The sequence below is a fragment of the Stenotrophomonas sp. AG209 genome (assembly GCF_003550055.1).
Classification (GTDB): Bacteria; Pseudomonadota; Gammaproteobacteria; order Xanthomonadales; family Xanthomonadaceae; genus Stenotrophomonas.
In genome coordinates this window covers 471,845-486,737 of sequence record NZ_QXDB01000001.1, presented here as the reverse complement: position 1 = coordinate 486,737, position 14,893 = coordinate 471,845, and the positions used below count along the sequence as shown (strand labels likewise).

The window sequence follows — 14,893 nt, the reverse complement described above, 5'->3', positions numbered from 1 at the left end:
CGCATCACGACGTGGAACGCTCATTGATGCTTTCTGCCAAACGGGCAGAATCGAAAGGTCATGTCACTCACTGCTGTAGACCCCGGCAAATATGTGTTGGGCGCGACAATCCCTGTCGCGCCCTTCACGCCGTGGCCGGGGACCCCAGTCCGACGGCCACACCTCCCGCCTTGATATCAACCCGCAATCGAAGCGATCACGGGCTGAAGGCGACCGATTACCAGCTGTAACTGACACCCACCTGTGCGGTGGTCTGGTGATAGCCGCTGGCGCGCTGCAGCGACAGCCCGCCCCAGGCGCCGATGCCGTTGGCGAACTTCACCGACGCACCGCCGCTGAACTCGCCACGGCTGCGCGGCACGCGTGCATCGGCGATCTCGTCATCCATGCGGATCCGCGATTCGGCACGGGTATGCAGCCAGTTGGCGGCCAGGTACGGCTGCACCTCGGTGGACCCGTTGCCCCAGCGGGTCACGCCGGACAGGCGCAGGCCCGCACGGCCGAACAGGCCGTTGGCATTCTCGGCACCCACCACCGTGCCGTTGGCCTCGGTGTGGCGGTTGCTGTCCCAGCGGCTGTAGCCCACCTGCAGCTGCGGTTCCAGATAGATGCCGCCGTTGCTGGCGCCACCCACACGGAATGCGTAGCCGGTTTCCACCGCACCCTGCCAAGCGCGGCTGTCGTAGCGCTCGGCAGCCAGGCCGATACCCTCTACGCGGTTACGGAACTGCGCACGCTGCAGCGAGCCGTCCACGTAGAAGCCCGCATACGGGTCGGCACCGTTGCCGCCGCGCCAAGTGCCATAGAGGCCCAGCGCCTCGCCCTTCACCTTGCCGCGGGCGTAGTAGCCCGTCAGTTCATTGGTGGAGGTGCTGGTGGCGTTGCCGGTCGACAACATCACACCCGCACTGCTGCCCGATTCGTGACGCCACAGATCGGCACCGACGGTCAGCGCCTGGCTGTTGCCTCGGATATCCAGCTGCTTGCTGACCGCATCGAAGCCATTGCGCGAGCCGTCCACGCGGGCCCAGGCACGGCCGGAGTTCTGGCCGGCGTTGCGGTCGTGGTAGCCCAGGCGGAACATGCTCTGCGCGGCCTGCAGGTTGGCCAGGTAGGCGCCGGGCTCGGGGCGCAGCACCGGCTCGCCCGGATCCACGGGATCGACCGGTTGGCATTGCGGCAGGCTGGGATCGACCACGCATGGGTCCGGCACGGTCGGCAGCTGCGAACGCAGGTACCAGTTGCCGTCGGCACCGGTGCCCTTGTGCAGGAAGTACTCATACTGGCCACCGACGGCACGGCCGGCCAGGTTGAACTGGCCATTGGACGCGCCGCCGACCTGGATCAGCTGGATGCCCTGGTTGGTCTGCGCACCGGCACCGCCCACGTTGTTGACGCGCACGTTGGCGGTACCGCTGGTGTCGCCACCGATGATCAGCTTGTCGGTGGCTGCATCATCGCCGGCCAGCACGGTGTTGAAGGCGAGGGTGCCGCCATTGCCAGTGAAGTTGCCGGCCACGTTGAGGGTGTGGAAGGCCGAACCGTCGCCGAGAGAGACGGTGCCGTTGCCGAGGTTGAGGGCGCCGACCGTGGAGTTTCCGGTCATGTTCCAGGTGGCGGAATCCAGCGTGGCGCTGGTGACGTTGGTCATCGCGCCGTTCAGTACGGCGCCGTTGGAGAAATTGGCGTGCAACTGCGACGTTGCATCGGCACGAAGCGTGCCCTGCAGTTGCGATGCGTCCACGTTCAGATTCAGGGTGCCCCCGTAAACGGCTTCTGCAATCACGCCATTGCCGCCGCTGACGGTGCTGACGTTGAGAACGTTGACGGTGGTTGGGGCAATGATCCCTGCGCCGCTGACCACAATGCCTGAGCCGTTGCGGCCGATGACGCGCGACTTGTCGACGGTGAGAACGTTGTCAGTGATCGTACTGGTGGGCGTTCCCCCGATGTCCTTCACAAAGATGCCGTTCTCATCTCCGGCAATTGCGGAGCCATTGGTGATGCTGACGTTTGAATTGGAGAAGACTGCCAGACCGGACGAGATTTCGGGTGGAAGAAGCCCGGCTCCGATGCCGGTTCCATCAATCGTTGTGTTGCTCAGCGTCAGCATGCCACCCTGAACATAGCTTCCGATTCCCTGGCCGCTGATGCTCGAGTCAGTAACCGATGCGTTGCCGGCAGCACCACCAGAGCTGCCATTGGTTACCGCCAATCCCGCAGCGCGATTGTTCTGTATCCGGGTGCCGGTGATCGTCGCGCTGGAGGAGGCGATCTGGACGGCAGCAAACGGATTGGTGGCGGTGGCTGTTGCCCCCGTCATGGTGAGCGTGGATCCGTCGCTGATGCCTACGGATGTGGCGGCGCTGCCGGTGCTGAAGGTCAGCGTGGCGCCCTGGGCCGTCCAGCTTTCAACAGGGTCGCCAGCATTCACGATGGCCGACTGGCCAGGCCCGAGAGTTCCGGCCTGGGCGGTGGAGGCGAGGGCGATGCCGGCGGCGATGGCCAGCGGAAGGGAACGACGAACTGCGATCTTCATGACGGGACTCCTGTGGACATCGAACTTCAGGAAAGGGACCGCATTCACTTCGTCGGCGTGAATGAAACGCCGCTATCGTGTGAAGAGAAGGTGATTGCGATGTCATTTCCGGCCCAGGTGGCGCGAAGTGCGATGGCGGTCACGTCGCAGCCGGGGTTGTCGCGGGACGCCTTTTCGCGCCGCTTTTGGGCTTGACGACAGTCTGGTGAGCGCCATGGCGCCGAACCATGCAAATAGTTGCATTGGAAATCAGACAACTCCTGTCGCCTTTGGATTCATTCAGCTGCGCCGCAACATGCGGCGCCTGAGTCCCGGTGCTAGCATCCGGTCACCATCTGAATCGATCCAAATGCCGATGCCCACGCTGGACCGTCGTCTCCTGATCGCCTTCGCCGCTACCGCCATGCTTGCCTCCGGTGCCGCCCTGGCTGCCACACCGAACACCGCTGCCGAACGCGCCTATGCCGCGGTCGATCCCTTCATCGGCACCGGTGGAGAGGGCCATACCTACCCGGGCGCCACGGTACCGTTCGGCATGGTCCAGCTCAGCCCGGACACACGCATCCAGCCGCGCGAGAAGGCCTATGGCTGGGCAGCCGGCTACCGTTACGACGACAGCAGCATCGTCGGCTTCTCGCATACGCATTTTTCCGGCACCGGTCATTCGGACCTGGGCGACATCCTGCTGATGCCGTTCACCGGCAACCCCGGCCTGGAGCGCGGTGATCCGGAGAAGCCGCGCAGCGGCTATGCATCGCGCTTCCGCCACGCTGATGAGAAGGCCGAGCCGGGCTACTACGCGGTCACCCTGGATGACTACAAGGTGCGCGCCGAACTGACCACCAGTGCGCGCGTGGGCGTGCACCGCTATGCCTTCCCCAAGGGCACCGACGCCAAGGTGCTGCTGGACATGCGCACCAGCATGTACGACTACCCGGGCAAGGTGCTGTGGTCGCGGGTGCGGGTGCGCGCCGACGGTACGGTGACCGGCTTCCGCGAGACGCGCGGCTGGGCGCCGGGCCGCCAGCTGTATTTCGCGATGCGTTTCTCGCGGCCGCTTTCCGGGCACGAGCTGCACAACACCGAGCAGGACATCGTCTACAAGGGCTTCCCCCCGCCGGGTGAGAAGGATCCCGCGCAGCGTGCGCAGATCGAGGGCCGTCAGCTGGTCGGTACGTTCGCGTTCGGCAAGCTGGACGCACCACTGGTGGTCAAGGTGGCGATCTCGCCGGTCAGTGAAGCCGGTGCCATCGCCAACCTCGACGCGGAAGTGGCGGACTTCGATTTCGACCGCGTGCGTGCGCAGGCAAAGCAGGAATGGACGCAGGCGCTGTCGGTGCTCGATATCGATGCGCCGGAACACGCCCGGCGCAGCGCCTATACCGCGCTGTACCACACGATGCTGGGGCCGACGCTGTTCATGGATGCCGATGGCCAGTACCGCGGTTCGGACAACGCCGTGCACAAAGCCGATGGTTTCACGAACTATTCGACGTTCTCGCTGTGGGACACCTACCGTGCGCTGCATCCGCTGCTGACGCTTGTGCAGCCGGAGAAGCGCAACAGCGACTTCGTCAATTCGATGCTGGCCCACCATGAGCACAGCCCCTACGGCATGCTGCCGGTGTGGTCGTTCCATGGCCTGGAAGACTGGTGCATGATCGGCTACCACGCGGTGCCGGTGATCGCCGACGCCTACGTGAAGGGCATCCGCGGCTTCGACGCCGACAAGGCGCTGAAGGCAATGGTCGAGACCGCCAACTACGGTCCCTACGACGGCATCGCGCAGTACCGTGAGCTGGGCTACGTACCGATCGACGAGGAAGGCGAAGCGGCCAGCAAGACGCTGGAATACGCCTTTGATGACTGGACCATCGCACGCATGGCGCAGGCCATGGGCAAGACCGATATCGCGGCCACCTTCGACAAGCGCGCCGGCAACTGGCGCAACGCGTTCGACAAGGACACCGGCTTCATGCGTGCGCGCAAGCGTGATGGCAGTTTCCGCACGCCGTTCGATCCCAGCGCCAGTGGTTACGGCACCGACTACACCGAAGGCAATGCCTGGCAGTATTCGTGGTACGTGCCGCAGGACGTTGCCGGTCTGGCGGCAGCGCACGGTGGCAGCGACAAGCTGCTCGCGCGCCTGGACGAGGTGTTCAACGCCAAGGTGGACCCATCCATCTTCGAGCACATGGAAGACATCACCGGCCTGATCGGCTGGTATGCGCACGGCAACGAGCCCAGCCACCACGTGGCCTACCTGTATTCGTACGCGGGCCAGCCGTGGCGCACGCAGGCACGCCTGAAGCAGATCATGGACACCCAGTACGCCGACCGCCCCGATGGCCTGGCTGGCAATGATGACGTCGGCCAGATGTCGGCGTGGTATGTGTTCACCGCGCTGGGCTTCTACCCGGTGGCACCGGGTTCGGGCGAGTACATCCTGGGTCGTCCGTTCCTTCCGAAGACCGCGATGCGACTGCCGAACGGCAAGACGTTCACCATCGTGGCCGACGGGCTGGATGACAGGCACACCTACGTCGGCAGCGTGAGCCTCAACGGCAAGCCGCTGCAGCGCACCTTCCTGCGCCACGACGAGATCCTGGCCGGCGGCGAACTGCGCTTCAGCATGCAGGCTGAGCCCAACAAGGCGTGGCCCGGGCAGGGCGCGCAGGCGCCGTATTCGATGAGCCGGTGATGATGGGCAGCCCCGCATTGCCGCCGTCATTGCCCCGCACTTGGTAGGTGCCAACCTTGGTTGGCATCTACCGGAATCCGCCGGCCGTGGGGCCTTGGTAGGTGCCAACCTTGGTTGGCACGCCGGACGTCAGTGGGAACGAAACCGCAACCCGACCCGCGCGCCACCGATCGGCGCGCCATCAATCACCAGCACCGCACCATGCCGCTGCGCAATCTCGGCCACGATCGCCAGCCCCAGCCCGCAGCCGTCGCCCTCGCTGCTGGCCCGGTAGAAACGTTCCGTGACGCGCGCGCGCTCGGTCTCGGCAATGCCGGTGCCGTCATCGTCCACCCACACCTGCACGCCCTCGGCATCCTGCTGTAGCCCCAGGGTGATCACACCGGGCACGGCACCGTAGCGCAGCGCGTTGTCCAGCAGGTTGCCCAGTGCCTCGCGCAGCAGCTGTGGATCGCCCTGCATCTGCACGCCGTCGTCGGGTCCGTCGTAACCCAGGTCCACGCCCGCCGCCAACGCACGGTCGGCGTAGCGCTCGACCACATCGCGTGCCAGCGCGGCCAGGTCCAGCGGCTGCAGCGGCAGTGCGCTGCCATGCGGATCCTCGGAGCGGCTGAGCATCAGCAGCTGGTTGACCAGGTGCTGCAGCCGCGCCAGCCCGGCCAGCGTGCCGGACAGCGCCAGTTGCTGCGCCTGCGGATCATGCTGGCGCAATGAACTCTCCAGCTCCACCTGCATCGCGGCCAGCGGCGTGCGCAACTGGTGTGCGGCGTTGCTGACAAAGCGCCGTTGCGCGGCCTGCATCGCGTCCAGCCGTTGCAGCAGCGCGTTATAGGCTTCCACCGCTGGCCACAGCTCGCGCGGCGCCTCCTGCGCGGGCTCCAGAGGCGCCAGCGGGTCCGGGCGTGGGCTGGCCAACCGCCGCGCCACCTGGTTGGCATGGCGTGCGGCAGCGCCGGTACCGGACCAGGCCAACCATGCGGCCAGCGCCAGGATCGCGGCCTGGAACGGGATGCTGGTCAGCAGCAGCTTGCGTTCCAGGCGATGGCGCTTGCGCAGCGTTTCGGCCACGCGCAGCCGGATATCGTGGCCCGGCCCGGCACTGACCACCACTTCCACCATGCGCACGGCTTGCCCACGAAGGCGCGCATCGTAGTAGACGGCGTCGTCATCACCTGCAGGGCCGGCCGCAGGGCGTGGCAGCGCCTCAGGCAGGTCGCCATACAGTCGCCCGCCATCGGCATCCACCACCTCGCCGTGCACTTCGTCGGCGGTGTCCCAGGTGAACATGCGCGACACCGCCGGGGTGATCTCGATCGAGGCACGCCCGTCCTGCACCTTCACCAGCTCGGACAACGACATCGCCGAGTCCAGCAGCCAGCGGTCGTAGACCTGGCCGGCGTAGAAGCGGGCCAGCGCAAATGAACCCACCGCGCTGCCCAGCAGCAGTACCAGCAGCGGCAGCCACAGGCGGCGCAGCAGCAGGCCACGCAGGCTGTGCACGCGCTCAGTCACCGCCGGCCTCCAGCCGATAGCCCAGGCCACGCAGCATGCGGATGCCGACGCCGGCGCGCGCCTGTTCCAGCTTGCGGCGCAGGCGGCTGACATGCACTTCGATCACCGACAGGTTGGCCTCGTGATCCCAGCTGTACAGCGCGTCGAACAGGCGCTGTTTGGTGACGGTGCGGCCGGGGTGCTGCATCAGTGCCTCGACCAGCGACAGCTCGCGGGCGGTCAGTTCGATGCGTTGGCCATCTACCTGCGCTTCATTGCGGATGCTGTCGAAGCACAACCGGCCCAGGCGCTTCTGCGCCGGTGCATCGCTGCGGCGGCGTGACAGCGCACGCAGGCGGGCTTCCAGCTCACCCAGTGCGAACGGCTTGGCCAGGTAATCATCGCCACCGCGGTCCAGGCCAAGAATGCGGTCCTCCACGCCATCGCGCGCCGTGAGGATCAGCACCGGCAGGGTGACGCCGTCGTTGCGCAGGCGCGAGAGCAGGTCCAGGCCATCGACGTCGGGCAATGAAAGGTCGAGCACCATCACGTCATACGGTGCGCTGGCCAGTGCAGCCGGCGCGTGCAGCCCGCGCGAAAGGTGGTCGCACAGATGACCGGCACCCTGCAGGGCGCGGATCAGTCCATCCGCCAGAGCGGCGTCGTCTTCGATCAGCAGGATTCGCATTGCAAGCTTCGTGCAAGGTTGGGGCAAGTTTGGCGCAAGTGCGTCACCTTACCGTGACGTGCATGAATTTCTCCCCTCGTCTTGCGGCCCTGCTGGCCGCCCTTTCGTGCGCGCCTGCGGCTTCGGCGCTGTCCCTGGCGGATGCGCAGCGCGCAATGGAAGCGCACAACCCGGACCTGCGCGCGGCGGCACTGGAGCTGCGCGGGGTGCAGGGTGATGCGCAGACAGCGGCACTGCGCCCGGCCACCGAGCTGTCGATCGGTACCAGCAAGATCAGCCCCAAGCATGGCATCGGCCCGGGGCGCTGGCAGGACAAGCGGGTGGACAGCACGCTGGGCCTGGGCTGGACCTGGGAGCGCGGCGGCAAGCGCGCATTGCGCATCCGCCAGGCGGACGCGCTGCTGGAAGTGGCCGGACTGGACATGCTCGATGCCCGGCGCCGCCAGCAGGTGGCGCTGCATGAAGCCTATTTCGGCCTGAAGGGTGCGCAGGAGCGGGCGCAGATTGCCGACGCCAACCGGCGGAGTTCGGTCGAACAGATGACCGCGGCCGACAAGCAGGTGGCCACCGGGGCGATGGCGCCGGTGGATCGCGCGCGGCTGGCGGTGGACGATCTGGCGGTGGCCGACGCGGCGCGCGAGGCGGCCCTGGATCTGCGCGATGCGCGGCATGCGCTGGGCCTGCTGCTCGGCAGCGATGACAGCCGTGACCTCAGCGCCGATGACCCCTGGCCGGATGCCAGCAGCGTGGCCGATGTGCGTGCGTTCGATCCGCAGCAGCGCGCCGACCTGCGTGCGGCGCGTTCGCGCCTGGCCGCCGCCGACGCGGGCGTGGCACTGGCGCGGAGCGAGCGCCATCGCGACATCCAGCTGGGCGTGGAGGCGGAGCGTGAGCCGACCGACATCAGCGGTGTCACCTGGGGCGTGTCGTTGACCATTCCACTGGGCGGCCCGTCGCGCGCACGCGGTGCGATCCAGCGTGCCGAGGCCGACCGCGACAGCGCCGCGCTGGAATTGCAGGTGCTGCAGCGCGAAGCACGCGCCGAGCTGGACCAGCTGCAGGCCAGCGCGCAGTCCGCCGCACAGCGCCGCAGCGACTACGAGGGGCTGCAGTCCGACGCTGCACGCAAGGCAGTGGAGGGCATCGAACTGGCCTATCGCCGTGGCGCCGCCAGCCTGACCGATCTGCTTGACGCGCGCCGCAGCTGGCGCGATTTCGAGGCCGCGCTGATCGAAGTGCGTGCCGACCATGCCATTGCCCTGGCGCGCTGGGAAGCGGCCACATCCGTTGCTGAAGGAGAGTCCCGATGAAGTCCACCGTCGCCCATCGCCCGCGGGCGCGACACGCCCTGCTGCCGGCCTTGCTGGCGCTGGCCCTGCTGGGCGGCTGCGGTCGCGAGCCGGCGTCCTATGCCGAGGATGCGCCGCAGGTCAGTGCCGGCCAGATCCAGTTTCCCGCCGACAGCCGCCAGCTGGACGTGCTGCGCAGCGAGGCGGTGACCGCCGGCGCCAGCGCCAGCCTGCAGCTGCCGGGCCGGGTGGTCTGGGACGAGACGCGCTCCAGCGCGCTGCGCACGCCGCTGGCGGGGCAGGTGGCGCGCATCGAGGCGCAGCCGGGGCAGAAAGTGAAGGCCGGCCAGGTGATCGCCTGGATCACCTCGCCCGAGTTCGGCCAGGCGCAGGCGGAGGGCGTGCGTGGCCGCGCCGAGCTGCAGCAGGCGCGCAAGGAGCTGGACCGTACCCGTGAACTGCATGCCGCGGGTGTGGCGTCCGGCCGTGAGCTGGATGAAGCCGAGGCCAACTTCGCGGGCAGCCAGGCCGATCATGCGCGCGCCACCGCCTTCGCCAGGGCCTATGGCAATGGCCAGCACGTCGACCAGCGCCTGCCGCTGCGCGCGCCCATCGATGGCGTGCTGGTGGAGCGGCGGATGAGCCCGGGCATGTCGGTCAGCCCCGACAGTGAACAACCATTGGCGGTGATCGGCGATCCGGACCGGCTGTGGGTGCTGCTGGACATCCCCGAAAGCCTGGCGGGACGGCTGAAGGCGGGCATGCAGGTGAGCGTGCCCGGTGCCGATGGACAGCCGTTGCAGGCGACCCTGCAGCACGTGGATGACTTCGTCGACAGCGAGCGCCGCGTGGTGCAGGCGCGCGCCGAGCTGGACAACCGTGCGCGTGGGTTCAAGGCAGGGCAGTACGTGCGCGCCCAGGTGGCGTTGCCGGCCGAAGGCGGTGTCTCGCTGCCTGATGCCGCGGTGCTGCTGATCGATGGGAAGCAGGTGGTGTTCGTGGAGGAAGGCAAGGGCCGCTTCGTGCGCCATTCCGTGCACGCCGAGGAGCTGGGTGACGGCCGTCTGTGGGTGCGTGAGGGCCTGCCCGTGGGCAGCAGGGTGGTGGTCGAAGGGGGCCTGCTGCTGCAGCAGCTGGTTGACAGTGCGCCGGCAGCGGCCAGCACCGGCACGGGGCATGCGGCCCCATGATCGATCGCCTGATTGCCTATTGCCTGCGCCAGCCGCTGATGGTGATGCTGGCGCTGCTGTTGTTCATCGGCGCTGGCATCGCCGCGTTCCGCGTGCTGCCGGTGGAGGCCTTCCCGGACGTCTCCGACACCCAGGTGACGGTGGTGTCGCTGCACCCGGGCCGCGCCGCCGAAGAGGTGGAACGCGAAGTGACGATGCCGCTGGAAGTGGCGCTGTCCGGCATTCCGCATTCGGTGCGGGTGTTCTCGCATACGCAGTTCGGCCTGTCGATGATCATCCTGACCTTCGACGACAAGGCCGATGACTATTTCGCGCGCCAGCAGGTGCTGGAGCGCCTGCAGGGCGTGGAGCTGCCGGAAGGGGTGAGCCCGGAGCTGGAGGCGATGAGTTCGGCGGTAGGCGAGATCTACCGTTACGTGCTCAAGGGCCCGCACATGACACCGACCCAGCTGCGCACCGTGCAGGAATGGACGATGGAGCGCAGCCTGCGCACCGTGCCGGGCGTGGCCGATGTGATCAGCTTCGGCGGCTTCGCGCGCACCTTCCAGGTCAAGCCGGACCTGGACAAGCTGCGTGACCGCGGGATCAGCCTCGGTGAGTTCGCCGAGGCGCTGGAAAAGGGCAGCTCGAACGCCGGCGGCGGCTACGTGGAGCGCGGCCAGCAGCAGTTCCTGATCCGTGGCGTGGGCCTGATGCGTTCGCCGGCCGACATCGGCAACGTGGTCGTGGAGCAACGCGGTGGCACGCCGATCCTGGTACGCGACCTGGCCAGCATCGCCGATACCGGCCTGCCACGGCAGGGCCTGGTTGGCCAGGACGACAATGACGATGCGGTGTTCGGCATGGTGCTGATGCGCAAGGGCGAGAATCCGTCCGACGTGCTCGACGCCCTGCATGCCCGCATTGCCGAGATCCAGGCGAACCAGCTGCCGGCCGGGGTCAGCATCGAGCCGTTCTACGACCGCTCGTGGCTGGTGTCGACCACGCTGAAGACCGTCTTCCGCAATCTGCTGGAAGGCGCGGTGCTGGTGTTCCTGGTGCTGTGGCTGTTCCTGTACAACGCCCGCGCCGCGCTGATCGTGGCGGCGATGATGCCGCTGGCGCTGCTGTCGACCTTCCTCGGCCTGCACCTGTGGGGCGTGCCGGCCAACCTGCTGTCGTTGGGCGCGATGGACTTCGGCATCATCATCGATGGCGCGGTGATCGTGACCGAGCACATCGTCTCGCGATTGTCGAAGCTGCCACCTACGGCTGATCGGAAGACGCGGTTCTCGACCATTCTTTCTGCCGCATCGGAAGTGGGCCGGCCGACGTTCTTCTCGATGTTGATCATCATCGCCGCGCATATCCCGATCTTCACCCTGCAGCGGCAGGAAGGCCGCATGTTCGCGCCGATGGCGTACTCGGTGACCTCGGCGTTGATCGGTGCGTTGATCCTGGCACTGACCGTAGTGCCGCTGTTCTGCTACTGGTGGCTGCGGCGTGACCGCATGCGCGACGGCAATCCGCTGATGGACCGCCTGACCGGCTGGTACCGGCCGATCCTGGAGCGCGCACTGGCGCGCCCGCGTGCGGTGGTGCTGACTGCGGTCGCATTGCTGGTCGGCACGCTGGCACTGGGTACCCGCCTGGGTTCGGAGTTCCTGCCGGAGCTGGACGAAGGATCGATCTGGCTGACCGCCACGCTCGATCCCAGCACCAGCCTGGCCGAAGCGCAGCAGCAGTCGCGGCGCATCCGTGAGCTGGTCGGCACCTTCCCGCAGGTATCGACGGTGGTGGCCAAGCTGGGGCGGCCGGAAGACGGCTCCGATGCCAAGGGTGCCAACCAGATCGAAGCGCTGGTGGCGTTGAAGCCGGAGAAGGAATGGCCGAAGGGCGTGGACAAGCGGCAGCTGGTGAGCGACCTGCAGCGCACGCTTGAGCAGCGCATTCCGGGGCCGGAGTTCTCGATCTCCCAGCCGGTGCGCGACAACATCCTGGAGAGCATCTCGCAGATCAAGGGCCAGGTGGTGATCAAGGTCAGTGGCTCGGATCTGGACGTGCTGAACCAACACGCGCAGGCGATCCTTGGCCAGGTGCGTGGCGTGGAGGGCGTGGAGAGTGCCTTCATCGACCGCGACGGCTCCTTGCCGCAACTGCAGATCGAGATCGACCGCGACCGCGCCGCGCGCTATGGCCTGAACGTGCGCGACATCGACGAGGTGATCGAGACCGCACTGGGCGGGCGCCAGGTCGGCGAGCTGTGGGAGGGCGACCGCAAGTTCCCGATCACCCTGCGCCTGGACGATGCCGATCGTGACCTGCAGCGGCTGCGCACGGTGCCGGTGGGCATCGGCGATGGCCACACCGTGACGCTGTCCGACGTGGCCGACTTCCGCATGGCCAGTGGCGCGATCAACATCTCGCGCGAGAACGCACAGCGGGTGAAGGCGGTGAGCATCTTCATCGCCGGGCGTGACATGGGCAGCGTGGTGGCCGACATGCGCAAGCGCGTGGATGCCAGCGTGCAGCTGCCGGAAGGCTACCGGCTGGAATGGTCCGGTGAGTTCGAGAACCAGCAGCGTGCGATGAAGCGGCTGGGCTGGGTGATTCCGCTGTCGGTGCTGATCATCTTCGTGTTGCTGTTCGACGCCTTCAAGGACATCAGCAGCGCAGCACTGATCCTGGCCAACGTGCCCCTGGCGATGATCGGCGGCATCCTGGCCCTGTGGCTGACCGGCATTCCGCTGTCGGTATCGGCGGCCATCGGCTTCATTGCATTGTTCGGGCAAGCGGTGCTGAACGGCGTGGTGATGCTCAGTCGCTTCGCCCAGCTGCGCGAGCAGGGCATGGACCTGCTGCAGTCCGTGGTGCAGGGCTCGCTGCAGCGCCTGCGCACGGTGCTGATGACCGCACTGCTGGCGATGTTCGGCCTGCTGCCGATGGCGACCTCGCATGCGATCGGTGCCGAGACCCAGAAGCCGCTGGCGGTGGTGGTGATCGGCGGCCTGCTGTCGGCGATGCTGCTGACCCTGCTGGTGCTGCCGACGCTGTATTACTGGGTGCATCGGCGCCGCGAGGCACGCGCCGGATGATCGGCACGGTAGATCCACGCCATGCGTGGATGCGACCCCGCCGCCAGGCATGGCCCGGTAGGTGCCCACCTTGGTGGGCACGCGGCGACGCGCCCACCAAGGTGGGCGACCACCTACACCATCCCGCCATTGGCGCGCAGCACCTGGCCATTGATCCACCGGCCATCGGCACCGGCCAGGAAGGCCACCGCACCGGCGATGTCCTCCGGCGTACCCAGCCGCTCCAGAGGGTTCATCTTCGCCAACCGCTCGATCAGCTCGGCTGACTTGCCCTCCAGGAACAGGTCGGTGGCCGTCGGGCCCGGTGCCACTGCATTGACGGTGATGTTGCGCCCACGCAGTTCCTTGCTGAGGATCGCGCCCATCGTTTCCACTGCAGCCTTGCTGGCGGCATACACGCTGTAGTTCTCCAGCCGGATGCCGACCACGCTGGTCGACAGGCTGATCAGGCGGCCGCCGTCGCGCACCCGTCGCGCACTTTCGCGCAGCACGTTGAAGGCGCCCTTCAGGTTGATCCCGATCACCCGTTCGAACAGGGCATCGTCGCTGTCGGCCAGCGGCGCCAGCTGCAGCACGCCGGCACTGTTGACCACCACGTCGATGCCGCCGAAACGGGCCTCGATGGCGTCGAACAGCTGGCGCACCGCCTGCGGGTCGGCCACATCGGCCTGCAGGGCAAGAGCCTGCGCACCGGCGGCGTTGAGCTCGGCGGCCAATGCCTCGGCATCATCGCGGCGACCGGCATAGTTGATCACCACCGCATGGCCGTCGGCGGCGAGTCGGCGCGAAATGGCGGCACCGATGCCGCGGGAGCCGCCGGTGACCAGGGCAACGGAGCGGGTGGAGGAGAGGGTCATGGTGGCGTCCAGCAGGCACGCCGGAATGGCGCAGGGCCATCTTCGTCATCTTTTCCGCCCGGATAATCATGCATAATCCGCCAACATCATCCGGGTAGCCGAATAATGGACCGTTTCACGGCCATGCGCGCCTTCGTCCGTATCGTCGAGCGCCGCAGCTTCACCCGTGCCTGCGAGGACCTGGGCCTGCCACGGGCCACGGTGACCGACGCGATCAAGGCGCTGGAGCATCGGCTGGGCGTGCGCCTGCTTCACCGGACCACACGGCTGGTGGTGCCCACCCTGGAAGGCGAGGCGTTCTATGGGCGTTGCCTGCGCCTGATCGCCGACATGGACGATGCCGAGGCCGCGTTCCGTGACGTGCCGCCGCGTGGCCCGCTGCGCATTGAAGTGCATGGCACGCTGGGCCGGCACCTGCTGTTTCCGCACCTGCCGGACTTCCTGCAGCGCTACCCGGAGATCGAACTGGAGGTCAGCGAGGGCGATCGCTACGTGGATCTGTTGCGCGAAGGCGTGGATGCGGCGCTGCGTGTCGGCACGCTGGCTGACAGCGATCTGGCGGCGCGGCGGTTGACGCTGCTGCGCGAAGTCACCGTGGCTTCGCCAGATTACGTGCAGGCATATGGCATGCCCGGGACCATCGAATCGCTGGAGCAAGGTCACCGGATGGTCGGCTACCGCTCCAGTGCCACCGGCCAACTGATTCCGCTGGAGTTCCAGCAGGGCGCGCAGGTGCGCCATGTGCCGCTGCCGGTGAGCGTGCGTGTTTCCGGTGCGGATGCCTTCCTGGGTGCAGCGCTCGCGGGGCTGGGCATCATCCAGGCGCCACGCTACCGGATGGACCCGTACATCGGAAGCGGGCAGCTGGTGGAGCTGTTGCCGGACTCGCCGCCGACACCGAGCCCGTTGAGCCTGGTCTACCCGCGCAACCGCACGCCTTCGCCGCGGCTGCGGGTGTTCATCGACTGGGTGGCCGGGGTGTTCGACCCGGCCGGGGTTGCCGGCCAGCGGCCGGCACTACCGAACAGGGGCGTGCGCGCTGGGTAGTGCCGGCCGCTGGCCGG

10 protein-coding genes are annotated in these 14,893 nt (G+C 67.5%); 6 read left to right on the top strand and 4 right to left on the bottom strand.

Annotated features, from left to right (window positions below):
- Nucleotides 1–217 precede the first annotated feature (217 nt).
- A complete protein-coding gene (locus tag DFO63_RS02245) occupies nt 218–2,539 on the bottom strand; it encodes an autotransporter outer membrane beta-barrel domain-containing protein (protein ID WP_119006349.1) in 2,322 nt (773 codons plus the stop codon).
- A gap of 12 nt (nt 2,540–2,551) precedes the next feature.
- On the opposite strand from DFO63_RS02245, the gene DFO63_RS02240 reads away from it, so the two are divergent.
- Together DFO63_RS02240 and DFO63_RS02235 are read left to right on the top strand one after the other, a co-directional pair.
- Nucleotides 2,552–2,734 (top strand): hypothetical protein, encoded by a 183-nt coding sequence (locus tag DFO63_RS02240; protein ID WP_119006348.1) that lies wholly within the window; start codon nt 2,552–2,554, stop codon nt 2,732–2,734.
- 154 nt (nt 2,735–2,888) lie between these two features.
- The gene (locus tag DFO63_RS02235; RefSeq protein ID WP_119006347.1) at nt 2,889–5,240 is read left to right on the top strand and encodes a GH92 family glycosyl hydrolase; all 2,352 of its coding nucleotides are present in this window, start codon (nt 2,889–2,891) and stop codon (nt 5,238–5,240) included.
- Between the two features lie 129 nt (nt 5,241–5,369).
- On the opposite strand, the gene DFO63_RS02230 is transcribed toward DFO63_RS02235, so the two are convergent.
- Nucleotides 5,370–6,752 carry a sensor histidine kinase gene (locus tag DFO63_RS02230; RefSeq protein WP_119006346.1) on the bottom strand — a complete coding sequence of 461 codons (1,383 nt, stop codon included), beginning with the start codon at nt 6,750–6,752 and terminating at the stop codon, nt 5,370–5,372.
- Nucleotides 6,745–7,419 carry a response regulator gene (locus DFO63_RS02225; protein ID WP_014037371.1) on the bottom strand — a complete coding sequence of 225 codons (675 nt, stop codon included), beginning with the start codon at nt 7,417–7,419 and terminating at the stop codon, nt 6,745–6,747. The genes DFO63_RS02230 and DFO63_RS02225 overlap by 8 nt, the downstream gene beginning before the upstream one ends.
- 62 nt (nt 7,420–7,481) lie before the next feature.
- Here DFO63_RS02225 and DFO63_RS02220 point away from each other — a divergent pair, with 62 nt between their 5' ends.
- The 3 genes from DFO63_RS02220 to DFO63_RS02210 are packed head-to-tail and all read left to right on the top strand — an operon-like array spanning nt 7,482 to nt 12,972.
- Entirely contained in the window at nt 7,482–8,729 is a 1,248-nt protein-coding gene (locus DFO63_RS02220; protein ID WP_119006345.1) for a TolC family protein, read from the top strand.
- Nucleotides 8,726–9,898: an efflux RND transporter periplasmic adaptor subunit gene (locus tag DFO63_RS02215; RefSeq protein ID WP_119006344.1), complete on the top strand. Its 1,173-nt coding sequence runs from the start codon at nt 8,726–8,728 to the stop codon at nt 9,896–9,898. Before DFO63_RS02220 ends, DFO63_RS02215 begins: the two co-directional genes overlap by 4 nt.
- On the top strand, nt 9,895–12,972 hold the full coding sequence (locus DFO63_RS02210; protein WP_119006343.1) for a CusA/CzcA family heavy metal efflux RND transporter: 3,078 nt from the start codon (nt 9,895–9,897) through the stop codon (nt 12,970–12,972). The genes DFO63_RS02215 and DFO63_RS02210 overlap by 4 nt, the downstream gene beginning before the upstream one ends.
- 113 nt (nt 12,973–13,085) lie before the next feature.
- Here DFO63_RS02210 and DFO63_RS02205 read toward each other — a convergent pair whose 3' ends face one another.
- Nucleotides 13,086–13,829, bottom strand: coding sequence for an SDR family oxidoreductase (locus tag DFO63_RS02205; protein ID WP_119006342.1), 744 nt, complete (start codon nt 13,827–13,829; stop codon nt 13,086–13,088).
- Nucleotides 13,830–13,934: 105 nt separating this feature from the next.
- Here DFO63_RS02205 and DFO63_RS02200 point away from each other — a divergent pair, with 105 nt between their 5' ends.
- Nucleotides 13,935–14,876, top strand: a complete 942-nt coding sequence (locus DFO63_RS02200) for a LysR family transcriptional regulator (RefSeq protein WP_119006341.1) — start codon at nt 13,935–13,937, stop codon at nt 14,874–14,876.
- Nucleotides 14,877–14,893: the final 17 nt, after the last annotated feature.